At 73.4% G+C, this 24,421-nt stretch carries 26 protein-coding genes; 12 read left to right on the forward strand and 14 right to left on the reverse strand.

The genetic code is table 11. From position 1 onward, the window contains the following. Nucleotides 1-8: 8 nt before the first annotated feature. The 4 genes from AB5J73_RS39870 to nac all read right to left on the reverse strand — a co-directional run bounded on the left by AB5J73_RS39870 (nt 9) and on the right by nac (nt 3,770). Nucleotides 9-1,046, reverse strand: a complete 1,038-nt coding sequence (locus AB5J73_RS39870; RefSeq protein WP_370964118.1) for an L-idonate 5-dehydrogenase — start codon at nt 1,044-1,046, stop codon at nt 9-11. Nucleotides 1,047-1,056: 10 nt separating this feature from the next. After that, nucleotides 1,057-1,824, reverse strand: coding sequence for an SDR family oxidoreductase (locus tag AB5J73_RS39875; protein WP_370964120.1), 768 nt, complete (start codon nt 1,822-1,824; stop codon nt 1,057-1,059). Beyond that, nucleotides 1,821-2,777, reverse strand: coding sequence for a 2-hydroxyacid dehydrogenase (locus tag AB5J73_RS39880; RefSeq protein ID WP_370964122.1), 957 nt, complete (start codon nt 2,775-2,777; stop codon nt 1,821-1,823). Before AB5J73_RS39880 ends, AB5J73_RS39875 begins: the two co-directional genes overlap by 4 nt. A gap of 96 nt (nt 2,778-2,873) precedes the next feature. Beyond that, the gene (gene nac / locus AB5J73_RS39885) at nt 2,874-3,770 is read right to left on the reverse strand and encodes a nitrogen assimilation transcriptional regulator NAC (protein WP_370964124.1); all 897 of its coding nucleotides are present in this window, start codon (nt 3,768-3,770) and stop codon (nt 2,874-2,876) included. 185 nt (nt 3,771-3,955) lie between these two features. Here nac and AB5J73_RS39890 point away from each other — a divergent pair, with 185 nt between their 5' ends. The 7 genes from AB5J73_RS39890 (at nt 3,956) to AB5J73_RS39920 (ending at nt 11,455) form a co-directional block, all read left to right on the forward strand. Further along, nucleotides 3,956-4,717: a LamB/YcsF family protein gene (locus tag AB5J73_RS39890; RefSeq protein WP_370964126.1), complete on the forward strand. Its 762-nt coding sequence runs from the start codon at nt 3,956-3,958 to the stop codon at nt 4,715-4,717. Nucleotide 4,718: 1 nt separating this feature from the next. Beyond that, the gene (locus AB5J73_RS39895; protein WP_370964128.1) at nt 4,719-5,417 is read left to right on the forward strand and encodes an allophanate hydrolase subunit 1; all 699 of its coding nucleotides are present in this window, start codon (nt 4,719-4,721) and stop codon (nt 5,415-5,417) included. Further along, on the forward strand, nt 5,410-6,393 hold the full coding sequence (locus AB5J73_RS39900; RefSeq protein ID WP_370964130.1) for a biotin-dependent carboxyltransferase family protein: 984 nt from the start codon (nt 5,410-5,412) through the stop codon (nt 6,391-6,393). The genes AB5J73_RS39895 and AB5J73_RS39900 overlap by 8 nt, the downstream gene beginning before the upstream one ends. A gap of 19 nt (nt 6,394-6,412) precedes the next feature. Next, nucleotides 6,413-8,494, forward strand: coding sequence for an SDR family NAD(P)-dependent oxidoreductase (locus tag AB5J73_RS39905; protein ID WP_370964132.1), 2,082 nt, complete (start codon nt 6,413-6,415; stop codon nt 8,492-8,494). Next, nucleotides 8,491-9,702, forward strand: a complete 1,212-nt coding sequence (locus AB5J73_RS39910) for an aspartate transaminase (protein WP_370964134.1) — start codon at nt 8,491-8,493, stop codon at nt 9,700-9,702. Before AB5J73_RS39905 ends, AB5J73_RS39910 begins: the two co-directional genes overlap by 4 nt. Further along, nucleotides 9,699-10,358 (forward strand): 4-carboxy-4-hydroxy-2-oxoadipate aldolase/oxaloacetate decarboxylase, encoded by a 660-nt coding sequence (locus AB5J73_RS39915; protein WP_370964136.1) that lies wholly within the window; start codon nt 9,699-9,701, stop codon nt 10,356-10,358. The genes AB5J73_RS39910 and AB5J73_RS39915 overlap by 4 nt, the downstream gene beginning before the upstream one ends. A gap of 131 nt (nt 10,359-10,489) precedes the next feature. After that, entirely contained in the window at nt 10,490-11,455 is a 966-nt protein-coding gene (locus AB5J73_RS39920) for a helix-turn-helix domain-containing protein (protein ID WP_370964138.1), read from the forward strand. 132 nt (nt 11,456-11,587) lie between these two features. Here the strand turns inward: AB5J73_RS39920 and AB5J73_RS39925 are convergent, their stop codons facing one another. The 3 genes from AB5J73_RS39925 to AB5J73_RS39935 form a co-directional block, all read right to left on the reverse strand. After that, entirely contained in the window at nt 11,588-12,328 is a 741-nt protein-coding gene (locus tag AB5J73_RS39925) for a D-Ala-D-Ala carboxypeptidase family metallohydrolase (protein ID WP_370964140.1), read from the reverse strand. A 23-nt stretch (nt 12,329-12,351) separates the two neighbouring features. Further along, complete coding sequence (locus AB5J73_RS39930; RefSeq protein ID WP_370964142.1) at nt 12,352-13,671, reverse strand: GH25 family lysozyme; 1,320 nt, start codon at nt 13,669-13,671, stop codon at nt 12,352-12,354. 196 nt (nt 13,672-13,867) lie between these two features. After that, the gene (locus tag AB5J73_RS39935; RefSeq protein ID WP_370964144.1) at nt 13,868-14,323 is read right to left on the reverse strand and encodes a CAP domain-containing protein; all 456 of its coding nucleotides are present in this window, start codon (nt 14,321-14,323) and stop codon (nt 13,868-13,870) included. Nucleotides 14,324-14,822: 499 nt separating this feature from the next. Here AB5J73_RS39935 and AB5J73_RS39940 point away from each other — a divergent pair, with 499 nt between their 5' ends. Both AB5J73_RS39940 and AB5J73_RS39945 read left to right on the forward strand, forming a co-directional pair. Beyond that, nucleotides 14,823-15,119 carry a hypothetical protein gene (locus tag AB5J73_RS39940; RefSeq protein WP_370964146.1) on the forward strand — a complete coding sequence of 99 codons (297 nt, stop codon included), beginning with the start codon at nt 14,823-14,825 and terminating at the stop codon, nt 15,117-15,119. Next, nucleotides 15,106-16,146, forward strand: coding sequence for a ketoacyl-ACP synthase III family protein (locus AB5J73_RS39945; protein ID WP_370964148.1), 1,041 nt, complete (start codon nt 15,106-15,108; stop codon nt 16,144-16,146). Before AB5J73_RS39940 ends, AB5J73_RS39945 begins: the two co-directional genes overlap by 14 nt. An 81-nt stretch (nt 16,147-16,227) precedes the next feature. On the opposite strand, the gene AB5J73_RS39950 is transcribed toward AB5J73_RS39945, so the two are convergent. After that, the gene (locus AB5J73_RS39950) at nt 16,228-17,547 is read right to left on the reverse strand and encodes an EAL domain-containing protein (RefSeq protein WP_370964150.1); all 1,320 of its coding nucleotides are present in this window, start codon (nt 17,545-17,547) and stop codon (nt 16,228-16,230) included. A 122-nt stretch (nt 17,548-17,669) separates the two neighbouring features. On the opposite strand from AB5J73_RS39950, the gene AB5J73_RS39955 reads away from it, so the two are divergent. After that, the gene (locus AB5J73_RS39955) at nt 17,670-18,149 is read left to right on the forward strand and encodes a helix-turn-helix domain-containing protein (protein ID WP_370973467.1); all 480 of its coding nucleotides are present in this window, start codon (nt 17,670-17,672) and stop codon (nt 18,147-18,149) included. Here the strand turns inward: AB5J73_RS39955 and AB5J73_RS39960 are convergent. After that, nucleotides 18,142-18,669 (reverse strand): hypothetical protein, encoded by a 528-nt coding sequence (locus AB5J73_RS39960; protein WP_370964152.1) that lies wholly within the window; start codon nt 18,667-18,669, stop codon nt 18,142-18,144. The genes AB5J73_RS39955 and AB5J73_RS39960 overlap by 8 nt on opposite strands. A 245-nt stretch (nt 18,670-18,914) precedes the next feature. On the opposite strand from AB5J73_RS39960, the gene AB5J73_RS39965 reads away from it, so the two are divergent. Then, the gene (locus AB5J73_RS39965) at nt 18,915-19,193 is read left to right on the forward strand and encodes a hypothetical protein (protein WP_370964154.1); all 279 of its coding nucleotides are present in this window, start codon (nt 18,915-18,917) and stop codon (nt 19,191-19,193) included. Between the two features lie 205 nt (nt 19,194-19,398). Here the strand turns inward: AB5J73_RS39965 and AB5J73_RS39970 are convergent, their stop codons facing one another. Then, nucleotides 19,399-20,610 carry an FAD-dependent monooxygenase gene (locus tag AB5J73_RS39970; RefSeq protein ID WP_370964156.1) on the reverse strand — a complete coding sequence of 404 codons (1,212 nt, stop codon included), beginning with the start codon at nt 20,608-20,610 and terminating at the stop codon, nt 19,399-19,401. A gap of 46 nt (nt 20,611-20,656) precedes the next feature. Next, nucleotides 20,657-21,193, reverse strand: coding sequence for a helix-turn-helix domain-containing protein (locus AB5J73_RS39975; protein ID WP_370964158.1), 537 nt, complete (start codon nt 21,191-21,193; stop codon nt 20,657-20,659). Nucleotides 21,194-21,251: 58 nt separating this feature from the next. Here AB5J73_RS39975 and AB5J73_RS39980 point away from each other — a divergent pair, with 58 nt between their 5' ends. Beyond that, the gene (locus AB5J73_RS39980; RefSeq protein WP_370964160.1) at nt 21,252-22,547 is read left to right on the forward strand and encodes a hypothetical protein; all 1,296 of its coding nucleotides are present in this window, start codon (nt 21,252-21,254) and stop codon (nt 22,545-22,547) included. On the opposite strand, the gene AB5J73_RS39985 is transcribed toward AB5J73_RS39980, so the two are convergent. The 3 genes from AB5J73_RS39985 to AB5J73_RS39995 are packed head-to-tail and all read right to left on the reverse strand — an operon-like array spanning nt 22,544 to nt 24,393. Next, nucleotides 22,544-23,548, reverse strand: coding sequence for an SDR family oxidoreductase (locus AB5J73_RS39985; RefSeq protein ID WP_370964162.1), 1,005 nt, complete (start codon nt 23,546-23,548; stop codon nt 22,544-22,546). The two genes, AB5J73_RS39980 and AB5J73_RS39985, sit on opposite strands and share 4 nt — an antisense overlap. 16 nt (nt 23,549-23,564) lie before the next feature. After that, a complete protein-coding gene (locus tag AB5J73_RS39990) occupies nt 23,565-24,014 on the reverse strand; it encodes a MerR family transcriptional regulator (RefSeq protein WP_370964164.1) in 450 nt (149 codons plus the stop codon). A 34-nt stretch (nt 24,015-24,048) separates the two neighbouring features. Next, nucleotides 24,049-24,393, reverse strand: coding sequence for a hypothetical protein (locus AB5J73_RS39995; protein ID WP_370964166.1), 345 nt, complete (start codon nt 24,391-24,393; stop codon nt 24,049-24,051). Nucleotides 24,394-24,421 lie beyond the last annotated feature (28 nt).

A 24,421-nucleotide genomic window follows, 5' to 3' on the forward strand; every position in this document is an offset into this window, starting at 1 on the left:
CTGCTCTCTCACGGCGTGGTGAAGTCGAGCAGCACCTTCGACGCCACGGTCCGGTCGCCGGCGGTCCCGAAGGCCGTGAGCGCCTCCGCCAGCGGGAAGCGGTGGGTCACCACCGGGTCCACCGGCAGGCCGCCGGCCAGCAGGGACAGGGCGTCGTCGAACTCGGTGTCGAAGCGGAACGCACCCTTCAGCACGATCTCGCGGGTCACCACGACGTTGCCGGGGAAGCCCGTCTCGCCCGGCGGGAGCAGGCCGAGCAGGACGACCGTGCCGCCGCGGCGGACGCGCGCGACGCACGTCGCGAGCCCGGCCGGGGCGCCGGACGCTTCGATCGCCACGTCGACGTCCGCCGGCCACGCCGGGTCGTCCGGGCGGCCGGCCCGCACCGTCGAGGTCGCGCCGACCAGTTCGGCCACCTTCAGCGGTTCGGGGAGCAGGTCGCTCACGACGACCTCCACCGCGCCCGCGTGCCGCAGCACCGCCACGACCAGGCAGCCGATCGGCCCGGCGCCGGTGACCAGGACCCGCTTGCCCTGGACGTCGCCGGCGCGGCGCACCGCGTGCACCGCCACCGACAGCGGCTCGGCCAGCACCGCCCGGTCGAGCGCCAGCCCGGGCGGGAGCACGCGGACCTGGGCGGCCGGGACCACCAGCCGCCGCGTGAATCCGCCCTCGACGTGCGGGAAGTGCGCCGCGCTGCCGAGGTAGCGGGACCGCGCGCAGACGTTGCGCCGGCCCTCGCGGCATTCGCGGCACTCGTCGCAGGGCGTCGCCGGGTGGATCGCCACCGGAACGCCGGTTGCGGGGCCGGGCACCCCGGCACCCAGCGCCGCGACGTGGCCGGCCACCTCGTGCCCGAGCACCATCGGCTCCCGCACGGTGAAGTCACCGACCGCGCCGCGGTGGTAGTAGTGCAGGTCGGAGCCGCAGATGCCGCCGTAGGCGACCGCGATCTCGACCTCGCCGGGGCCGGGGCCGGCCGGGTCGCGCTCCTCCACCCGCAGGTCGCCCGCTCCGTGCACGACGCACGCTCGTCCAGCAGTCATCGGATTCCTTTCACAGCACGGAAAGCATGCCGCCGTCGACGTACAGCAGCTGCCCGTTGACGAACGCGGACGCGTCGGAGGACAGGAAGATCAGCGCGCCGACGAGGTCCTCGACGCGCCCCCAGCGCCCGGCCGGGGTCCGGCCGCGCACCCAGGCGCTGAACTCCTCGTCGGCGACCAGCGCGGCCGTCAGCTCGGTCTCGAAGTAGCCGGGCGCCAGCCCGTTCACCTGGATCCCGGACGGCCCGAGGTCGGCGCACATCCCCTTGGTCAGCAGCTTCAGCCCGCCCTTGGTCGCCGCGTACGGCGCGATGCCGGGGCGAACGGTTTCGCTTTGCACCGAACAGATGTTGACGATCTTGCCGCGGCCGCGCGGCCCCATCCGGCGCGCCACCTCGCGGCCGACCAGGAACGCGCTGGTGAGGTTCGTGTCGAGCAGCCGGTACCAGTCCTCGTCGGAGAACTCGGTGAACGGCGCCCGGTGCTGGACCCCGGTGTTGTTCACCAGGATGTCCAGCGGCCCGGCCCGGTCCTCGGCGCGGGCGACGCCCGCGGCCACCGCGGCGGAGTCGGTGACGTCGAACGGCTCCGCGAACACCGTGCCCAGGCCGGAAAGTTCCTTCTCCGCACACTCCAATGCGGACACGTCGCGGCCATTGAGGACGACCACGCAGCCGGCTTCCAGGAGCCCGCGGGCCAGCGCGAAGCCGATCCCCCGGCTGGAGCCGGTCACCAGCGCGACGCGGCCGGTGACGTCGAAGACCGGATGGCTCGTCACGCCGCCACCGCCTCGGGGACCGGCGTGCGGGCCGGGCGGCCGGCCAGCACGTCCAGGACGTTGTCGACGGCCAGGTCGACCATCGCCGCCCGGGTCGCCTCGGTGGCCGACCCGACGTGCGGCACCGCGACCAGCCGGTCGGCGGCGATCAGGTCGGCGACGTCGGCGCCGCGGGGCTCGCGCTCGAAGACGTCGAGCCCGGCCGAGTGGATCACGCCGGTGCGCAGCGCGGCCAGCAGCGCGGCCTCGTCGACGACGCCGCCGCGGGAGGTGTTCACCAGGGTGGCCGTCGGTTTCATGGTCCGCAGCTCGCCCGCGCCGATGAGGTGCCGGGTGGCCGGGGTCAGCGGTACGTGCAGGGACACGACGTCGGACTCCGCCAACAGGACCGGGAGGCCGACGCCGTCCGGCGCGGCGGGGTCGTGGTGCAGCACACGCATGCCGAACCCGGCGGCGCGGCGGGCCATCGCGCGGCCGATCTGGCCGTAGCCGACCAGGCCGAGCGTCGCGCCGTGAACGTCCAGGCCGAGGTGGCCGTCCATCGCGAAGTGGGTCCACGCACCGGACAGCAGGCTGTCGCGGGCCGCGCCGAGCCGCCGGCGGGCCTGCAGGACGAGCGCGAACGCCAGGTCGGCGGTGGTCTCGGCGAGCACGCCCGGCGTGTGGGTGACGACGACGCCGCGCTCGCGGGCCGCGTCCCGGTCGACCGCGTCGTAGCCCATGCTGGCCAGGCTCACCACGCGCAGCGCGGGGCCCGCGGCGTCGAGCAGAGCCGCGTCGACGGGGTCGTTGCCCAGGCACAGGATGCCGGCCACGCCGTGGGCGAGCCGGGCGAGGTCGCCCGGCTGCGGCCGGCCGGTGCCGGACCAGCGGACCAGCTCGGTGTGGTCGCCGAGCCGGCTCAGGCCGGTGCCGGGGAGATCCCCCCGGGTGCTGAGCACGCGCTGCTTCACTTTCACTCCTCGGGCCGGAATCCGATCTCCCGAAAAGGTAGGCAGCGGCGCTCGGGAACCGCAAATAGCGATTCCCGGTGACGTGATACCGGCACCTTATCGATCCTCGAACCCGGTGATCAGTTCGTGGAAGAGGTCGTGCACGACCAGCGCGGGCTCCGACAGCGGCTGGTTCTCCGAAGTGCACAGCGACACCTGGACCCGGATCGCCGGGGCGATGCGCCGGACCACGAGGCCGCTGACGTCGAGGATCGCGCGGGCCGCCGACCCCGGCAGCACCGTCGCGCCCAGGTCCGCCGTCACCGCGTTGACCAGCGTCAACGCCGACTCGATCTCGCCGGTCACGCGCGGGACCAGCCCGGCGTGCGCGAAGGCGGCGTCGACGACCTGGCGGATGGTGTGGATCCGGCTCGGCAGCAGCAGGTCGACCTCGGCGAGCTCCTCGACCGTGACCTCCCCGGCCGGCGTGCTGCCGCGGCCGGCGGAAATCAGCAGCAGGTCCTCGGTGCGCATCGGCTCGAACCGGACGCCGCGGATCGGGCCGGCGCCGTAGATGAACGCCATGTCCATCCGGCCGGTCATGATCGCCTCGCTGATCACGCCGCCGAAGTTTTCGTTGATGTGCAACACGATTTCGGGGTAGCGCTCCCGCACCGCGCGCAGCAGCGGGAGCGCGAGGGCGGCACCGGTGCTGTAGGGCGCGAGGCCGACCGAGACGCTGCCCGCCGGGGCGCGGCCGCCGATGTCCACCGCCGCGCGGGCCTGGTCGACCTGGCGCAGGATCAGCTGCGCGTGCCGGTAGAGCGCCCGGCCCGCTTCGGTCGGCACCACCCCGCTCTTGCTGCGGATGAGCAGCCGCTGCGCGAACTCCGTCTCGAGCGTCGACACCTGCTGGCTCAGCGCGGGCTGCGCGATGTGCAGGATCGCCGCCGCGCGGGTGATGCTCCCCGCGTCGACGATCTTGACGAACGAGTACAGGCGCCTGGTGTCCACAGTGTTCCTCCCGGTGCGAGCCGGGGCCATCGTACGGGGCCGGGGTCATAGCGAACCGCGATCACGTCAGCCGGAACGGGTATTTGCCGCCCTCCTGACCTGGGATTACGGTCACCGAAACGCGTTCCGCCCCACGGCCCGAACAGCTCCCGGCCGGTGTTCCCCCGTGTTCTACGGAGGCTTTCATGACCGCGAAAATCGATCTCGTCGCCGATCTCGGCGAAGGGTTCGGCGCCTACACCCTCGGTGACGACGAGGCGCTGCTCGACGTCGTCAGCTCCGCCAACGTCGCCTGCGGCTTCCACGCCGGCGATCCGTCCACCATGGACACGACGGTCCGCCGGTGCGTGGCCCGCGGGGTCGGGATCGGCGCGCACCCGGGCTTCCCGGACCTGGCCGGGTTCGGCCGCCGCGCGATGGACCTGACCGCGGACGAGGTGCGCACCGCCGTGCTCTACCAGGTCGGCGCGCTGCGGGCGTTCGCCGCCGCGCACGGCACCCGGGTCGCCCACGTCGCGCCGCACGGGAAGCTCGGCAACCTGGTGGCGGTCCGCCCGGACTACGCGGCCGCCGTCACCGACGCCGCAGCCGCCCTCGACCCGGACCTGATCGTGCTGGCCCAGGACGGCGAACTGGCCGACGCGGCCCGCGCACGCGGGCTGCGGGTGGCGATCGTCGGGATCGCGGACCGCGCCTACCGCGACGACGGGACGCTCGTACCCCGCGGCGAACCGGGCGCGGTGCTGCACGACCCGGCGGAGATCGCCGGGCGCGCGGTCCGGCTGGTCACCGAAGGAGTGCTGGAAACCGTCGGCGGCGGGGACCTGGCCGTCGCCTGCGACACCGTCCTGCTGCACGGCGACACGCCCGGCTCGGTCGCCGTCGCGCGCCGGGTCCGGGCCGAGCTGCGCGCCGCCGGCGTCACGATCGAAACCCTGCGGGGCTGACGTGGACCTGCGCATCCGCGACGCGGGCGACTCCGCCGTCATGGTGACGGCGCTCCGCGGCGACGAAGAGCACCGCTGGCAGCGGGTGCACGCGCTGGCCGACGCCCTCGAAGCCGCCCGCGTCGACGGCGTCCACGGCCTGGTCCCCACCTACGACACCCTGCTCGTCGAATTCGACTGCGTCCGCGTCGGGCACGCCGTCGTCCGGCGGGCCGTCGAACAGGCCGCGGGTGCGGCGCGAGTGCGGCGGACCGAACCCGCGCGCTTCGTCGTCCCGGTCGTCTACGGCGGCGAACACGGGCCCGACCTGCCGCTGGTCGCCGAGCAGCTCGGGCTGTCCGAGCGGGAGGTCGTCGACGCGCACAGCGGTGAAGACCTCGTCGTCCGCTGCCTCGGCGCGCCGGTCGGGGCGCCCATGACCGACGGTCCCGCGTTCGGGAAACCCGTGCCCCGCCTGGCTTCGCCGCGCACGAGCGTGCCGGCCGGCTCTGTCGCGGTCGCCGGGCGCCAGGCCGTGGTGTGCCCGCTGCCCTCCCCCGGTGGCTGGCCGCTGCTGGGCCGCACCCCGCTGCGGGTGCTGGACCTCGGGGCCGAGCGCCTCACCACGTACCGCCCCGGCGACCGGTTCCGGTTCGTCCCGATCGACGCCGCCGAGTGGTCCGCGCACGCCGGCCGGCCGCTGGAGGCCGCCGATGCCTGACACCCTCACCGTGACGCGGGCGGGCCACGCCGTCGTCCAGGACCTCGGCCGATTCGGCCGGTCGCGGTCCGGGCTGCCGGTCAACGGCGCCCTCGACCAGTACTCCGCCCGCGTGGCCAACGTGCTGGCCGGGAACGCCGAGAACGCGCCGCTGGTCGAGCTCACCGCGCTCGGCTTCGGCTGCACCCCGTCGGCCGACGTGCTCGTGGCCGTCACCGGCGCGCCCGCCGAAGTGCTCGTCGACCGTGCCCGCCGCCCGCAGTGGGAACCGGTCACCGTCCACGCCGGACAGACCATCCGGATCGACGGCATCCGCGACGGCCTGCGCGTCTACCTCGCCGTGCACGGGGCCGTCACCGCGGACTACCTGCTCGGCAGCTGCGCCCCGGACACGATCCTGGGGTTCGGCCGCCGGCTGCGCGAGGGCGACGAACTCGCCCTCCCCACCCGGCTCCCGCCGCTGGAGCACCCCGTGTTCCGGCACCCGGTGTTCCGCCTGCGCCCGCCGGTGCCGCGGTTCGGCGGGCCGTGGACCGTCGACGTCACCGACGGCCCCGACGCCGCCGAGTTCGGCGCCGGCGCCGAGCGGCTCTACACGGAGCCGTTCGCCGTCACCGCCCGCAGCAACCACGTCGGCCTGCGGCTCAGCGGCCGGGTACCGCGCCGGGAAGCCACCGGCGAGGTCCTCTCCCGCGGCGTCCCGGTCGGCGCGGTCGAGGTGCCGGCCGGCGACGAGCTGCTGGTCCTGCACCGCGGCCACGGTGTCACCGCCGGCTACCCCGTGCTCGCCGTCGTCACCACGACCGGCCTGTGCGCGCTCGGCCAGGCCCGCCCCGGGCAGACCGTCCGGTTCCGGCGGCGCACGGTCGAAGACGCCGTCTCCGCCCGCGTCGCCCAGCACCACACCATCCGGGCACTCCACCGACGGGTGTCCACAGTGTTCGACGCCCTCCGCATCCCCGTGCCCGCCCACTGAGGAGACCATGATGAGTACCGTGGCCGCACAACCCGATTCACCCGTCGTCGACGCCAAGGCCGCGCGCCGCATCACCGCGGCCGGCTGCGTCGGCATCTTCGCCGAGCTCTACGACAACGGCATCTTCGGCTTCATGGCCGCCACGCTGGCCACGGTGTTCTTCCCGGACTCGCAGAACGCCGTGCTGCTGGTGTTCGTCGGGTACGCCATTTCGTTCTTCTTCCGGCCGCTCGGCGGCATCATCTGCGGTCAGCTCGGCGACCGCATCGGCCGGCAGCGCATGCTGGTCTTCGTCATCCTGCTGATCAGCGTGGCCACCGCGGCCATCGGCATCCTGCCCAGCTACGCCGCGATCGGCGTGGCCGCGCCGATCCTGTTGCTCCTGCTGCGGATCCTGCAGGGCTTCTCGGTCGGCGGCGAGGCCGCGGGCGCGATGACGTTCCTCGCCGAGCACGCCCCCGAGGGCAAGCGCGGGCTGTACACGAGCTTCGCCCAGATCGCGTCGTTCCTCTCGCTGCTGACCGGCACGCTGATCGCCGCGGCGATGACCAGCGGCCTCGGCGCGCAGCGGATGCACGACTTCGGCTGGCGCATCCCGTTCCTGCTGGCCGTGCCGCTGGGCATCACCGGGCTCTACATCCGGCGCCGGATCAGCGACACCCCGCGCTTCACGAAGCTGAAGGAAGCGGGCGGGCTGTCGGCCAACCCGATCAAGGAAGCGTTCTCCACGCCGCAGCACCGGCGCGCGATGCTGCTCGCCCTGTTCATCCCGCTGATGAACGGCTCCGGCTACTACGTCCTGTTCACCTTCATGCCGACCTTCATGAGCAAGAACCTGAAGTTCGACACCGTTTCCGGGCTGCTGGTCACCGCGTCGAGCCTGGTCGCCATCTCCGTCGCCATTCCCTTCATGGGCAAGCTTTCCGACCGCGTGGGGCGCAAGAACGTCCTGCTCGGCGCCGCGGCCGCGATGATCGTCGCCGGGATCCCGTGCTACGCGCTGATCGCCACCGGCTCGGTCGGGCTCGCGGTCCTCGGCGCGTGCGTGATGGCCGTGATCTTCGCCGGCCACACCGGGGTCATCCACATCCTGCTGGTCGAGCTGTTCCCCACCCGCGTCCGCTACTCCGCCTACGGCCTGGGCTACAACGTCTCCTCCGCGCTGTTCGGCGGCACCGCTCCGCTGCTGATGACCTACCTCATCGCCGAGACACAACGTCTACGTGCCCGCGTTCTACGCCGTGCTCACCGCGCTCGGCACGCTCATCGCCGTGTCGCGGGTGCGGGACCGCGCGCACGTCCCGCTGCGCGACGCCTGATCCCCGTCCGTCCCCGAGAGTTCTGGAGATTCCCCATGCCCTTTTCCGACTACGCCACCGCGCTCGTCACCGGCGCCTCGACCGGGATCGGCGCGACGGTCGTCGAACGCCTGGCCAAACAAGGCCTGGTCGTCCACGCCGTCGCACGGGACGGCGAGCGGCTGGCCGAACTGGCCGAGCGCACCGGCTGCATCCCGCACGCGCTGGACCTCACCGACACCGCCGCGCTGACCGAGCTGACCCGCGGCCTGGAGATCGACGTGCTGGTGAACAACGCCGGGGTGTCGCGGACCGGGAACATCCTTACCGTGGACGAATTCGGCGTCGACGAGCTCGTCGCGGTCAACGTCCGCGCGGTGCTGCACCTGGTGCGGCTGCTGATGCCCGGCATGGTCGAGCGCGACCGCGGGCACATCGTCAACATCAGCTCGATCGCCGGCGTCTACAACTTCGGCGGCAACACCGTTTACCACGCGACGAAGGCGGCGGTGCACACCCTTTCCCGCCAGCTGCGGGTGGACGGCTTCGGCAAGCGCGTGCGCGTCACCGAGATCTGCCCGGGCCGCGTCGAGACCGAGATCTTCGGGCGGCTGATCGGCGACATGGAAGCCGCGCAGCGCGAGTTCTACGACGGCTACGAATCCCTCAAGCCCGAGGACATCGCCGACGCCATCGAGTTCGCCGTCGACTCGCCGCGGCACGTCAACATCGGCCACATCGAGATCCTGCCGACGTTCCAGGTGCCGGGCGGGCTGGACTTCGAGCGCCGGAGCGACGCGTGAGCCTCGCCCAGCGCGTCACGCGCATCCAGCCCTCGCCCAGCACCGCGGCCGCGCAACGGGTCCGGGAGCTGCGCACCGGCGGCGTGCGGATCGTCGACCTGACGGTCGGCGAACCGGACTTCGACACCCCCGAGCACGTGAAAACCGCGGCGGTGGCGGCGATCCGGCGCGGCGACACCAAGTACACGCCGGTCAACGGCGTCCCGGAACTGCGGCAGGCGATCGCCGCGAAGCTGGCCCGGCGGCACGGCCTGGCGATCCCCGAAGCCGACATCGCCGTCGGCGGCGGTGCGAAGCAGGTCATCTTCCTCGCGCTGATGGCCACCCTGGACCGCGGCGACGAGGTGATCGTCCCGGCACCGCACTGGGTGTCCTACCCGGACATGGTGCTGGCCAACGACGGCACGCCCGTCGTCGTCCCCTGTCCCGCCGGGCGGGGGTTCAAGCTCACGGCCGCGGCCCTGCGCGCCGCCGTCACCCCGCGGACGCGCTGGCTGGTCCTCAACAGCCCGGGCAACCCGACCGGCGCGAGCTACACCCCCGCCGAGCTGCGGGAGCTGGCCGGCGTGCTCTCGGACCACCCGCACGTGCGGGTGCTGACCGACGAGATCTACGACGAGATCCGCTACGAACCCGGCCCGCCCACGACGCTCACCCAGGTGGCGCCGGAGCTGGCCGACCGCGTCCTGCTCACGAACGGCGTCTCGAAGACGTACGCGATGACGGGCTGGCGGATCGGCTGGGGCGCCGGCGCGCCCGACGTCGTCGCGGCGATCAACAAGCTGCAGTCCCAGATTTCGTCGTGCCCGTCGTCGATCTCCCAGGCCGCGGCCGTTGCGGCGCTGACCGGCCCGCAGGACTTCGTCGAGGAGACGGTCGCGGCCTACCGCGCCCGGCGAGACCGGACGGTGAAGCTGATCGACGAGGTCCCGCTGCTCTCGTGCACGCCACCCGACGGCGGGTTCTACCTGTTCGCCAGCTGCGCCCGCGCCTTCGGCCATCGCACGCCGGGCGGTACGACGATCCGCACCGACGCGGACTTCGCGCGCTACCTGCTCGAAGCGGAACAGGTGGCCGTGATCCACGGCGAGGCGTACGGATCCCCCGGCTACTTCCGCGTTTCCTTCGCCACTTCCGACGACGTGCTCGCCGAAGCGTGCACCCGCATCGCGCGCGCCTGCGCCGCCCTCACCCCGGAGCCGTCATGACCGACTTCACCCGTCCCGAGCCCGGCCTGGTCGAGGAGCTGGGCCGGTACTCGGCCGCCACGATCCACGAAGCGCAGGGCCGCCGCGGCGCGCTGACCTCCTCGATCAAGCCGGTGGACCACCGGATGTCGCTGTGCGGCCCGGCGTTCACCGTGCGCTGCGCGCCGCGCGACAACCTGATGCTGCAGGTGGCGATCTCCCGCGCCCGGCCGGGCGACGTCATCGTGGTCTCCGCCGGGGAGTACGCCGAGGCCGGCTCGTTCGGCGACGTGCTCGCCAACGCCTGCCTCGCCAAGGGGATCGCCGGCCTCGTCACCGACACCGGCGTCCGGGACACGGCCGAGCTGCGGAAGCTCGGGCTCCCGGTGTTCTCCCACAGCGTGTCGATCAAGGGCACGGTCAAGGAGACGGTGTCCCCGCCGGCCGAGCCGGTCCTGATCGGCGGCGAGCTGGTCCGCCCCGGCGACGTGGTCCGCGGCGACGCCGACGGGGTCGTCGTGGTCCGGCAGGAGGAACTCGCCGACGTGATCGAGGCGTCCCGGGCCCGCGAGGTGGCCGAAGCCGGGTACATCGCGGCGTACCGCGCCGGGAAGTCGGTGATCGAGGTCAGCGGCCTCGCCCCGGTGCTGGCCGCGAAGGGCCTGGCCGTCGACTAGCCGGGTGGCCACCACACGGGCGGAGGTGACCCGCCGTGTGGCGCAATCCGTCGGTTTTCGCCCGGTAACCGGCGGGACGGTGTTAACTTCCGTCCGTCGTCCGCTGCCCGAGCGAGGTGGTTTAGTCGCCGTTGACACCGCACACGGACAAGTTCGCCGCCTACCTGCGCATGCTGAAGGACCGCAGCGGCCAGGGCTACGAACGGCTGGGCCGGCGGGCCGGGGTCAGCGGCTCCAGCCTGCACCGGTACTGCTCGGGCAAGAGCGTCCCCGCCGACTACCGCGTGGTCCACTCGTTCGCGAAGGTCTGCGGTGCGTCCACGGACGAACTGCGCGAGCTGCACCAGCTGTGGGCACTGGCCGACGCCGGCCGGGCCGACGACGGGCCGTCCGAGCCGGCCGAGGCCGTGGCGCGGGCGCGGCCGCGAAGACGCGGGTACGTGGCGGTGGCCATCGCGATCGCGGGCCTGCTCGCGGGCGGCCTGGCCTGGGCCACCGCCGGCGGGACCGGGCCCGGGCCGGCCGCGCAAGGCCGGTACGCGGACCGGGTGCTGTTCTCCACCGGCTGCCAGCCCCCGGTCAGCATGGGCCAGCACGACGAGTGCGTCACCGAGGTGCAGAACCTGCTGGTCGCGGCCCAGGGGCGGCTCTCGGTCGACGGCTCGTTCGGCCCGGAGACGCTGCGCCGGGTCACCGCGTTCCAGGTGCTGGCCGGCCTGCCCGCCCGCGGCGTGGTCGACGAGGCCACCAAGAACGCGCTGTACGACCACCGGACCAGCCTGGCGGGCTGGTCGGCGGCCATGGTGGAGCAGCGGGTCCGGGCCGTGTTCACCGAGGCGCCGGACACCGCGGTCGCGATCGCCCGCTGCGCTTCGTTCCTCGACCCGCTGTGGGTGCTGCCGAACACGAACGGCAGCCGCAACTGGGGCGTCTTCCAGATCTCCGACGCCCGCCTGCTGGAGCTGGGCGGCACGCCGCGGCAGGCGTTCGACCCGGTCTGGAACATCGACGCGGCGCACCGCCTGTGGAGCGCGCGCCACGACTTCCACGACTGGCCGTCCTGTTCGGCCGCCCTCCAGAACCCGCCGCCGCACTGAGCACCGGGAGGGCGAAGCCCGCGCCCTCCACGAGGGGCGGCCCGGGAACGGGCCCGGAGGGCGCGGGCTTCGCGGCACGGGGCGGGATCGCTGACGCCGGAACCCCCAGGTTCCCGGCGGCAGCCCCGACCGTCAGACGGTCCCGTTCTCCCACCACCACGAGCGGCCGAGGTCGGCCCGGCTGTCCACGTGCTGGTGGTCGGTGTTGTACGTCTCGAGACCGGAGAACCCGCTGGTCTCGGCCTTCTGGTACACGGTCTTGTTGGCCACGCCCGGCACGTTCAGGTCGGCCGCGGTGCCGTAGAGGTGCATGCTGTCGCTGGCGCCGCCGATGTCCGCGTTGTGCGCGATGCTGCGGAACCCCGAGTTCACCGTGATCGGCTTGTTCCCGAGCTTCTTGCGCACCGCCTCCAGCTTGTACATGCAGCGGCGGGCGTTCTCCTTGGCGGTGGCCGCGCTGACCTTGCCGCCGTTGAAGGTGCCGCTGACCCGGTCGGTGAATTCGCTGAAGTCGAAGTGGACGGTGGAGCCGTCGCTCTGCTCCAGCGCGTTGAGCGCGGCCTGGGTGGCCGGGCCGGCCTGGCCGTCCACGCCGAGGCCGTAGGCGGACTGGAACCTGCGGACCGCCGCGGCCGTGCCGGGGCCGAACTCGCCGTCGATCGAAACCCGGCTGTGGCTGGGCGCGTCGGCCGCCCAGCCCGCCACCCGGATCTGGAGTTCGGTGACGTCGGCACCCGTGGCGCCCTGCGCCAGGGTGCGCGACCAGGGGTAGGCCTGGGCGACGCCCGGTAGCAGCAGCGGGCTGACCGCCGCGGCCGCGCCGAGCACCACCGCGCCGCGCAGCACCGTGCGGCGGCTCATGGGGAGGGTCATTCTCGTCCTTTCCTAGCGGGGAATCAGCGGTTGGCGAGCTGGTCGAGATCGGCCTGGGTGCCGTTGAAGACGTCCCCGGTGGCCGGCGCAGGGATGCCGTCGGGGATGGCCGCGTCGGTGTACTGCCACATCAGCCAGGTCTTCGTCCCGGCGGGCAGGGCCGGCTGCGTGACGGACTGGCGGTAGTCGGCGAGCTGCATCGGGTACGCGGAGAGCGCCGTGGTGCCGCCCAGGCACGCGTCCAGGAACGACTTCTGGGTGTAGATGATCGGGGTCCGGCCGAACGCCGCCTGCACTTTGTCCAGCCACGCCTTGGCGTCGGCGACGGTGACGTACGGCGGGCAGCCGCCGGAGCCGTCGTCCTTCCACTCGAGGTCGAACACGGGCGGCAGGTCGCCGGCGCGCTTGCCGGTGTACCCGGTGGCCCGCACCGCGGCGATGAACCGGTCCGCCTGCGCGCCGCCGGTGCCGGCCGCCGTACCGGTGTAGAAGTGGTACGGCCCCACGGCGAGACCGGCGTTGCGCGCGGCGGGCAGGTCCGTGGCCAGGTAGTCGTCGGTGACGTTCAGGCCGCGGGTCGCCTTGACGGTCGCGAACTCGACGCCGGACGCCTTGACCGCGCCCCAGTTGATCGGCGCGCCGCCGGGGTGCTGGTACTTCGCGGTGTCGACGCCGTCGATCGGGTGCCCGGCGGGCTTCGGCGGCACGCAGTAGGTGTTGCGGCCGGACCAGTCGGTCACCTTCGCCCAGGTGGTGGGCCCGGCGACGCCGTCGGCGCTGGCGTTGACGCAGTGCTGGAACTGGATCACCCGGGTGCGGGTGCCGTCACCGAAGTTGCCGTCGATCGTCAGCGGCGGGTAGTGCCCCGGCTCCATGGCGAGGTTCAGCCGGCACTGGAGCTCCTTGACTTCCGTGCCGGTGGCACCGCTCTGCAAGGTGGGCCGGGCGGTGGACAGGCCGCACACCACGCTCTGCGCGGTCTCCGCCGTGCCCGGGGTGGCGCACTTGCGCGGCCGCGCCGACCACGTGTTCAGCGCGGCCCAGGTGTTCGGGCCGATCTGCCCGTCGACGCTCAGGGCGGCGCACCGCTGGAACACGCGTACCCGGGCGTCGGTCGCCGGGCCGAAGGAGCCGTCCGCGCCGATGGGCGTGTACCGGCTCGCCTTGGTCGCGAGGTTCAGTTCGCACTGGGCTTCGGCGACCGGGGCGCCGGTCGCCCCTTGCTTCAGCGTGGGCTGGGCCGTGGTGTGCCCGCACACGGCGACGGGTTCGGCCGCGACCGCGGTCGCGGCCGCGGCGGGGAACACCAGCAGCACCGCGACGGTCAGAGCGAGTCTTTGCATGGCGAGCAGGCTGGCAGGGACCGCCCCGGCCGGTCGCCGTCCGGCGCGCGACTCGGGACGGCGGGACGGTCCCACCCCACCGGACCAGCGGGAACGTGACCCCGCTGGGACACCGCTGGGACAGCCGGCCGGCACCTGGGGCCCGGTCGAGGGCACACGGCCCCGCACGGACCACGAGTGCCGGGACCGTATACGGCTAGCCGCGCGGGGTGCCGAAGTCCTGCGTCCAGTACGCCTTCCGCGCCGAATCGACGGTGTAGCCGACCCCGAGCTCGGTCAGCCGGCAGTCGAGGATGTTCGCCTTGTGCACCGGGCTGTGCATCCACGAATCGACGACCTGCTCGGGCGTCCGCTGCCCGGCGGCGATGTTCTCGGCCCAGCGCTGCCACCGGTACCCGGCGGCGGAAATCCGCGCCGCCGGGTCCTCGCCGGCCCGCCCGGTATGGCTGAAGTACCGGTAGCGCGCCATCTCGCCGGTGTGCCCGTCGGCCGCGTCGGCGAGCAGCGGGTTGTCGGCGAGCGGCCCGCAACCGTACTTGACGCGCTGCACGTTGGTGAGCTGCAGCACCTGCGTGGGGTAGGAACCGGCGCCCGCCGCCGCGGCGGGCACCGGCGCGACCAGCGTGAGCACAACAGCGAATTCGAGAAACATGCCGACCTCCTCGTGGGGTGTTCTCCGTACACCCGGGGAATGGCGCGGACGGCCGGGTGGCGAAACCCGCCCGAGCGAGGGAAACCGCCGGCACGGACGGTGCGGGACGGGCCGGCGGTTCACCGGGAATGGCGGCTCGGCCACCGGAGGAGTGGATTTCCCGGAACGGGCGGGAACGCGGTGTCGCGGCACGTGCAGGCTCACGTGCTCGCCGGGCACGCGGGCGGGACGTGGTCGCACCCCAAGACTGCTACCGAGAGTCACCAACACCCGAAGGATCCTCATGATCACCAACCGGGAAACCCAAGCAATTCTCGGAAAATCGCTTCCTGTACCAGTCCACGCGATCACTCTGAGTATCGGGGGGTGGCTGAGCACCCATGATCATCGCGCTAGGTTTCGCGGTGTTCACCGGGGCCCGACGACGCGTCCCCGCCCACCCTTCCGCCGGCGCGCGCCCCGTGGCGTGCGCTGGTTCGCCGTGCCGAAAGGAAGTTGCTTGACCGCCACGACGTTGACACAGGTGCTTCGCGAGACCCACACCGTCGCCGGGCCCACCCGGCTGATCGTGCGGTGGGACCGCGAAACCGGCTGGGCGCACCTGGCCATCGCCGTTCCGGGCGCCGGTCCGGCCTGCTTCGCGGGTTTCCACCGGTTCGCCGGGGGAAGCGCCGGAGCCGTCGCCGCCGAGCTCGCCGCCGCCGGTTGTGCGTCCGCTCCCCCGCTCCACCTCGACGACGCGCTGTCGGAGATCGAAGCCGTGCTGCCGGAGGTGCCCGCCGATGCGCGTGGATGACCTGCACCTCAACGGGATCGGCACCGACGTCGGGGCGCTGAGCCCGGTCGCCGCGTCGCTGGCGGCCGGCGAGTTCTCCGCCGGCGACGCCGGTCGGACCGGCCAGCTCTCCACCGCCGTCGCCGGGCTGCCCGGTCCCGAACTCGCCGTGCGGGCGGGGCGGGAAGCCCTGCGCCAAGCGGAAACCACGGGCGGCGAGCCGGTCTGGCCGACGTTGTGCCTGCACGCCGGGATCTACCACTCCGGCATCGACTTCTGGCACGCCGCGTCCTACGTGCGCGACCAGCTCGGCATCGGCGCCGGCCCCGGCCTGACGCTCGAGCTCGGCGCGATGAGCAACAGCCTGGTGGCCGGCCTGGACGTCGCGGCGAGCGTGCTGCGCGGCCGCCCGGACCACGACGCCGCGCTCATCACCGCGGGCGACCGGTTCGGCGCGCCCGGTTTCCCGCACTGGAGCACCGACACGGGCATCGTCTACGGCGACGCCGGGAGCGCGGTCGTGCTGTCCCGGCGGCCGGGCCTGGCGCGGATCCGCGCGATCGCCTCCTACACCGACCCGTCACTGGAAGGCTTGCAGCGCGGCAACGAACCGTTCCGCCCGGCCAGCATCACCGCGCACCAGTCGCTCGACATCCGCGCCCGCAAGCGCCAGTGGCTCGGCCGCCACGGCGGTCCGGCGCACGTCGACAGCCGCAACGCCGACGGGGTCACGACGGTGGTGAAGACCGCACTGGCCGACGCCGGTGTCGACCTGCCCGACATCGCCCGGGTCTGTGCCCCGCACTACGGGCGCCGCCTGGTGCACACGCAGATCCTGCGCCCGCTCGGCATTCCCGAGCACCGCACGATGACCGAGCTGGGGCTGCGGGTCGGTCACCTGGGCGCCAGCGACCAGATCGTGGCCCTCGACCACCTGCTCCGCACGGGCGAAGCCGGCCCGGGCGACCACGTGCTGCTGCTGGGCATCGGAGTCGGCATGACGTGGACGGCCGTGGTCCTGCAGCTCGGCCCGGCCGCCGTGCGCTGACCGGCCTGCCCGGCGAGACCGTCTCGCCGGGCAGGCACCGGGCCCGGACAGTCCGATGTGGACACCACGGCGCTTCCCCGGTCACCCCATCGGGAAGGTCCGGCCGACCCACGTCTCGGCTTCCGCGCGGGTCGGGTACGTCGGCAGGTACGGCCCGGAGGCGACGACCACCCCGATGCCGAACAGCAGCCGCGCGTGCTCCTCGGAGAGCACCCCGCGGGCGCCGATCTTGATCCCGAGTTCCCCGGCGCGTTCGACCACCTGCCGGATGGCGCGCACGGCCTGCTCCGGCGGGTCGTCGACCTCCAGCGCGTCGATGATGGCGCCGGTGAGCAGCACGGCGGGCGCGGGCACGTCGAGGGCGGGCAGCAGTTCCAGTTCGGGCAGCCCGGTGATGTCGACGACGAACACCACGCCGGCCCGCGCGAGCTCGGCGAGGGAGCCGAGCAGGTCGCCGCGGTCGTCCAGCAGCGAAGGCGCGTCCGTGCAGAGCATCAGGTGCCGGTGCGCCAGGCCGTTGCGGTCGAGCTCCTGACCGACGACGCGCACGAGGTCGCCGTCGATCGCCATCCGCCGCGGCAGGGTCAGGCAGACCATCGGCGCGGCGTCGCCGAACCGGGCCCGCCAGTCGCCGGCGGTGCGCAGCGCCTCGGCCAGCAGGTGCCGCCCGAGCGCCACCGTCATACCGGTCGTTTCGGCGAGCGGGTAGAACTCTTCGGGCCGCAGCTCGCCCAGCTCGGGGTGGCGCCAGCGCAGCACGGCGTTGAGGGAGGTGACGATCTCGCCGTCCGGCAGCACGACGTGCGGCCGGTAGGCGACCGCCAGCTCGCCGGAGGCCAGCGCCCCCGCGACACCGCACGCGAGGCGGTACCGCGCCGCGTCCGCGTGCCCGGCCACCGGGTCGAACAGCACCCACCGCGTCTGCCCGAGTTCCTTCGCCCGGCGCAGGGCGACCTGCGCCGACCGGATCGCTTCCGCCGGGAGCGCCTTGCGCGTGTCAGTGAGGAAAACGCCGACGCTCGCGCTGACCCCGACCCCCAGACCATCCACATAGGACGGCCGGCCCAGCGCGGCGATCACCGACTCCGCCAGCTCCCCCACCGACACCGCGTCGTGCTCGCCCGGCAGCGCCACGGCGAACACGTCCCCGGGCAGCACCGCGAGCACCGGCCGGCGGTCGCGGAAGATCTCCCCGAGCGTCCGCGCGACGCCCGCGAGCAATTCGTCGGCCGCGTCGAACCCGAGACCGTCGCGCACCACGGCGAATCCGTCGAGGCCCACCAGCAGCACCGCGACCTGGTTCCCGGTCCCGGCCGCCAGCAGCGGCGCCAGCCCGGCTTCGAGCACCGCGCGGCCGGGCAACCCGGTCACCGGGTCGAGGGGCGCGGAGCTGTCGGGCACCCGTCAGCCACCTCCTCGTCCAGCGCGCACCGGCCGTCTCTCGGCGTGGAGCCAGGATAGGGGCAAGGCTAGTGTGTGCCCGTGCGGCCCGCCGCGGTGGAGCTCGACGGAGAGGAGCGATGGTGCAGCTGGATGCCGGTGCCTACCAGCGCATGCTCGGCGAGGAACTCCGCCGGCTGCGCGAGGAGCGCGGCCTGACGCGCCGCGACCTCAACCACCGGCTGCGCAGCGACCTCTCGCTCCAGACGCTCGCCACCTACGAGCTCGGCACCCGGCAGTGCTCCGTCGTCCGCCTGGTCGAACTGTGCCTGGCGCTGGAGGTGTCCCCCGAAGCGCTGCTCGCCCGCGTCGGGCAGCGCTACTCCGGCACCTTCGGCACCACGGACTCCGACGGCGTCCGGATCGACCTGCGGCGCGTCGTCGACGCCCGGCACGACGACCTGGCCCCGCTCCGCCGCTGGGCGGAGGGCAGGCTGGCCGAGTGCGGGACGACGGGCGCCCCGCACGAGGTGCACCTGGACTCCGCGGCCCTGGCGCGGCTGGCGGAGCTCTGCGGGACCACGGCCGCGGACCTGCGCACCCGGATCCGCCGGCTCAGCTGACGAGCTGCCAGAGGTAGCTCGCGTTCTTCACCGGGGCGGAGACCTTCTTCGTCCAGAGGTACTTCGTCGTGCAGGGCGGGACGATGTGGTACTTCCGCACGGTGAACGTGCGGGCCTCCTTGTACTGCTGCAACCGCAGCACCTTGCCGGCGGGCACCGTCGCCGCGTAGGACCACGAGTCGGACTTCGCGTAGCTCGCGCCGACGCTCACCGCGAGCGAAACGCTGGCCTTGGCGAAGATCACGCCCGCTTCGGCGCTGGTCGTCCCCGTGATCGACGCGTTCACCGTCGAAGTCGCCGTCTTGTTGTAGGTGATCGTGCCCGGCCCGCGGAGGTAGTCGCTGCGGAGGTTCGTCGCGAGCCACGAGCGCGACGGGTTGGAGAACGTGTAGTCGGGCGGATCCCGCACCTCGGGGCACGGGTACAGCGCGAGGGCCTGCGCACCGGCACCCGTCACGGCGGGCACGACACCGGACGCGCAGGCCAGCAGGACCACTGCGGCGATGGAACGCAAACGCATGCTGGGCTCCCCTGGTCGATCTTGAAAGCGACCCTAAGGGCACCGCGTCGGCGAAGCGCGGGAAGTAACCTCTTCGGGCGATCCGGGCCGCCGGCCAGGTATTGCTTCGCCTACCTACCGAAAATCACTCGTTCGAGTGTATTTGCCGCCGTTTTTCCGTCAATTCGATCGCAGTCAGTAACTTCACCCCTCTTTCGGTCGACTCCCCGTGCGTTGCCGGATCCCGAAGGAGAGGTCGACGCCTGGTGAGTGCTCACGGCCCGGTCTTCTTGACCGCCCACGATCCCGTGTCCCACCCACAGCACCTCCGGACCACGCCGGTCGGCCGGTGGCCGCTCCTGGCCGCGGCCGCGATCGCGGTGGTGCCCGCCGACGAGGGGACCGCGTGGACGACCGCCATCGCGATCGTCGTGACGGCGGTGGTCGCCTGGGTCGTGCTCGCGGTGCGCCGGGCCGCGGCGAAGATCGACACCGTGCTAGCCGAGGAACTCGGCCAGCGGCCAAGGACCGATGGGGACCGCTGACCGTGTGGTCCACAGTGGACTCCGCTGCCGACGTGGTCGTCGGGGACCCGGGCAGTCGCGACCGCGCTGATGGTTCCGCGACTCGCGCGCGGGGATGGTTCGGCCTTGGTGGTGCGGCCGGCGACCGGTGCACGCTGCCGTCCCCGATCAGGGACGAACCCCCGGGCCGGTCGCCCGCGGCGGCACCGGCGAGACAGCGCCGGACCTACCGCGTGACCGGCGAAGCGACCGACGGTCCGGAGTCCGGCACCCCCGCGTACTCGGGCAGCTCGACGCCGTTGATCGCGCGCTGGACCAGATCGGTGAGCCACTCGGTGTCGGGCTCGCCCGCCGGCTCGGTGTCCGGGCCGGGGGCGCCGCGCATCCGGGCGTGCAGGCGGCCTATCTCCTGGTTGGCCTCGACGAACGAGCGCATCCGCTCCTCGTAGCGGCCGAACCCGGCCGCCGGGTCCCAATCCGCCGCGGCCAGGTCGCCGGCCAGCAGGTACGCGCCGACCAGGGCCAGTCCGGTGCCCTGGCCGGACAGCGGGGACGAGCTGAACGCCGCGTCGCCGATCAGCCCCACCCGGCCGCTGGACCAGCGGTCCATCACCACCTGGGCGACCTGGTCGAGGTAGAAGTCCGGGGTGTCGTCGAGGTGCGCGAGGATGCGCGGGGTCAGCCAGCCGAAGTCGCCCATGCGCTCGCGCAGCAGCCGCTTCTGGGCCTCGATGTCGCGGTGGTCGACGTCGAAGCCCGCCGCGGTGAAGGAGAACATCGCCATCGCCCGGGTGGCGTCGCCGATCGGCCGCAGCATGGCGGAGCGCCCGGGCTCCTGGTAGTCGAGCAGCCAGCGGTCCAGCCCGAACTCGTTGGGCACGCTGTAGAACGCCAGCACGTGGCCGAGGTGGCGGACGAACCGCTCGCGCGGCCCGAACACCATCGCCCGCACCGACGAGTGCAGCCCGTCGGCCCCGATCACCAGGTCGAAGCGCCGTCGGTCGCCGCCCGCGAAGGTCACGTCGACGCCGCCCGCGTCCTGGGTGAGCTCGGCGATCCGGTCGTCGAAGACGTACTCGACGCCGTCCCGCGTGTCGTCGTACAGCACCTGCGACAGGTCTCCGCGCAGGATCTCGATCTCCGAGATGTAGCCGTCGCCGCCGTCGTCCTCCGCGCTGAAGGTCTCCAGCACGTTCCCGGCCGCGTCCACGGTGTGCGCGCCGGCGGTTTCGGTGCGGGCCGCGCGCACCGCGTCGTCCAGCCCCATCAGCCGGATGACCTCCCGGGTCACCCCGCGCGCGTCCACTGCCTGCCCGCCGGGACGCAGCCCCGGCGCCCGCTCGACCACGGTCACCTCGGCTCCCCGCCGGCGCAGCCAGTGGGCCAGCGCGGGCCCCGCGATGCTCGCCCCCGCGATCAGAACCCTGACACCGCTCATCGTTCCCCCTACGGTCCGGATCAGTGCCGGGATCGTACAGCGACGCTCAGCCGGCAGGTTGCTCGCTGGGGAAGAGGATGGGGCTGAGCAGGTACCGGGTGCGGCCGGGAGCCGGCTCGTTGGCCAGCCGGGGCAGGATCGCGTCGCGCAGTTCCGCGTTCATCGCGACCAGCTCGTCCCGGTCGAGCCAGACCGCGTGCTGCCGGTAGCCGACGGGATCGGTGGCCGGGTCGGCGTTTTCGCGGTCGAGGTAGGCGTTGAACTCGGCGACGAGCGCCGCGACCGCCACCGCGAAACCGCGCCGGTGGTCCTCGAGGGACAGTGCCGCGGCGGTGTCCGGGTCGATGGCGGCCCGTTCCGGGCGCAGCTGGTAGTGGCGCTCGACCGCGCCGCGCACCCGCCGTTCGTCGGCCACGCGCAGGATCCCGCCCGTGGCGAGCAGGTCGACGTGCCGGTAGACCATGGCTTTCGAGACGTCCGGCAGCAACGCGCAGAGCTGGGCGGTGGTGTGCGTCCGCCCGCCGCGCATGGCGTGCACGATCCGCAGCCGCACCGGGTGGGCCAGCAGTTCCAAGGTGTCCACTACCGAACGATCTCACACGGTGATACCGTTCGCAAAACACGAGAACGATGGGGGCGGCGTGGTGGACGAGGGGCCGGCGGCGGTCGCCGCGGCGGTGGTCGGCATGGCGGCCGAGCGGCGGTTCGCCGACGTCGAGGCGATGTTCGCGCCGAGGTTGCGGGCGGCGGCGTCCGCCGAGACGCTGCGGGTCGGCTGGGAGAGCGAGCTCGCCAAGATCGGGCCGGTCTCGGCGGTCGGCGCCCCGGCGAGCGAGCCGGCCCAGGCGGGGCTGGTCCGGGTCAGCGTTCCGGTGACCTGCGAGCGCGGCGGCCTCACGGTCGTCATGTCGGTCGACGACGCCGGACTGCTGCACGGCCTGCGGCTCGCGCCCCCGGGCGGCACCTCCTGGGCACCACCGGGTTACGCCGACCCGGCACGGTTCACCGAACGGGAAGTCACCGTCGGTTCCGGTCCGCTCGCGGTGCCCGGCACGCTGACCGTCCCGACCGGGCGCGGCCCGTGGCCCGGGCTGGTGCTGCTCGCCTCGGGGCCGTTCGACCGCGACCTGACGACCGGCCCGAACAAGCCGTTCAAGGACCTGGCGTGGGGCCTGGCGAGCCGCGGTGTCGCGGTGGCCCGGTTCGACAAGGTGACCCACACCCACCCCCACGTCGGCGCCGAACCCGGGTTCACCCTGACCGAGGAGTACGTGCCGCACGCGCTCGCGGCCGTCCGCCTGCTCCAGCGGCAGCGGACCGTCGACGCCGAGCGGGTGTTCGTCGCCGGTCACAGCGGCGGCGGCAAGGCGGCCCCGCGGGTCGCGGCCGCCGACGCGTCGATCGCCGGGCTGGTGAGCCTCGCCGGCGACACCCTGCCGCTGAGCCGGGCGGCCGTCCGGGTCGTCCGGTACCTGGCGGACCTGGATCCCGGCCCGGCCATGACGGCGGCCGTCGAGGCGGTCACCCGGCAGGCCGCGCTCGTCGAGAGCCCCGAGCTGTCGGCCGCGATCCCGCCGTCGGACCTGCTCTTCGGCTGGCCGGCGTCGTACTGGCTGGACCTGCGCGGCTACGACCCGGTCGCGACCGCGGCGGGACTGGACCGGCCGATACTCATCCTGCAGGGCGGCCGCGACTACCAGGTGACCGCGGCCGGCGACCTCGCGGACTGGCAGGCGGGCCTGGCCCACCGGCCCGACGTCACGATCCGCGTCCACGACGCCGACGACCACATGTTCTTCCGCGGCGCAGGACCCTCCACACCCGCCGGGTACGAGCCGCCGCAGCACGTCGACCCGGCCGTGGTCGCCGACATCGCCGGCTGGCTGGCCGCCCACCGGCGGAAGATCCCCCGGCGCCGGCTCCGCCGCGAGCGTTAGCCGGCCCGGACCGCCAGCAGACTGCGGGCGGTGTCGGCCAGGGTCTCTTCCACCGGGCGGGTCCGCCAGCCGAGCACGCTCCGCGCCTTGTCCGTGCGGATGACCGGGACGCGGCCGAGCCTGCCGAGCGCTTCCCGCATCGCCGGGTCGGTCTCGGCGGCGGCCCGCACCTGCTCGGCCGTCAGTTCACCGGTGGGCAGGCCGTCCCCGCCGACGGTCTCCGCGAGGATCCGGGCCATCCCGAGGAAGCTGATCGACTTCCCGGCCGCCGCCAGGAACCGCTCCCCCGCGGCCCGCGGGTGGGTCATCGCCCGCACGTGCAGGTCGGCGACGTCCCGGACGTCGGCGACGCCGAAGTGCAGCGGCGGCACCACCGGCACCGCCCCGTCGAGCATCGCCCGCACCAGCGCGACCGACGACGACAGGCGGCCGCCGAGGACCGGGCCGAAGATGCCGGCCGGGTTGATCACCGCCAGTTCCGGGCCGCCTGCCGACCGCACCTGCTCCCACGCCGCGCGCTCGGCGATGACCTTCGACCGGACGTAGGCGCTGTTGGGGTCGGCGGGGTCGGTCCAGTCGGCCTCGGTGTACTCCTCCCGCGGCGTGGCGCCGTAGCCGACCGCGGCGAAGGACGACGTCAGCACGACCCGCCGGACCCCGGCTTCCCGGGCGGCCGCCAGCACGCGCACCGCGCCGTCGCGAGCCGGGCGGATCACCTCGTCGTCGGTCTCGGGCGAGCCGGGCGGGAACGGTGAGGCGACGTGGAGCACGGCGTCCACCCCTTCGGCCGCCTCGGCCCAGCCGGCGTCCGCGCCGAGGTCCGCGGCCACCACCTCCAGATCACCGGGTCCCACGGCGGCCCGCACCTCGGCCGCGCGCCCGGGGTCGCGCACGGTGGTGCGGACCCGGTGCCCGTCGGCCAGCAGGCGCGCGACGGCATGCCCGCCCAGGTAGCCGGTACCCCCGGTCACCAGGACCACCGATCGGTTGTCGTCGTTCATGTCTTCCGTCCTCCGGTCAGAACCGCTCGATCAGCGCCAGGAGCTCCGGGACGAGCCGCTTCGCCGCGTCGGTGTCACCGCGGTCGCGGGCGTCCCACAGCCGCGCCTTCACCCGCAGGTACGCCAGCCGCGACCGCAGCCGCTCGATCTCGGCTTCGAGCCGATCGGCGTGGTGGTCGAACAACTCCCGCTGCTCGGCGGCGGCCGCGTCCCCGCGGGCCAGCAGAGCGAGGTAGCGCCGCAGGTCCTCGACCCGCAACCCCGCCGAACGCAGGCACCCGAGCGAATCGAGGACGTCCATGGTCTCGGCGTCGTACCGCCGGTGCCCGCTGCTCGGCTCCCGCGGCACCGGGCCGATCAGCCCGATCTGCTCGTAGTAGCGCAGCGTCGGCTCGCTCAGCCCGCTGCGCCGCGACGCCTCGAGGATCGTCAGCCACACCTGCTCGCCCGCAACTCCTGCCGCCATGGGAGCCAGCATGCAGAACTTCAAGCACTTGAAGTCAACCGGACGAGACCGGTGTCGCCGACCACACCCGAACGGGTGCCGTCGCCCCGGATGCGTCGGCGCCGGCCGCGTCCGCCACCCGGAAATTGATCCAGATCGCCCGCCGAGCACCGAATTGCGCGATTTCCTCGAATTGACCGCCATCGGCGAGGAATCCCGATACCGTGACCCACGGAGGGGAGCCGCCATGGCGCGAGTCACCGCGAACGACAATCACGAACCGCGGCGGAGATTCGGGCGGATCCGGCATTTCCTGCGTCGCCGGGGCCGCCCGCTGACCGGGCTCGAGGCGTTCAACCTGATCGAACTGAAACGCGGCGCCGATCCGATGCGCTGGCATTCCCGGCACGGCGTCTGGCCGGCCGACC

The sequence above is a fragment of the Amycolatopsis sp. cg9 genome (assembly GCF_041346945.1).
In the GTDB taxonomy this organism is placed as follows: domain Bacteria; phylum Actinomycetota; class Actinomycetes; order Mycobacteriales; family Pseudonocardiaceae; genus Amycolatopsis.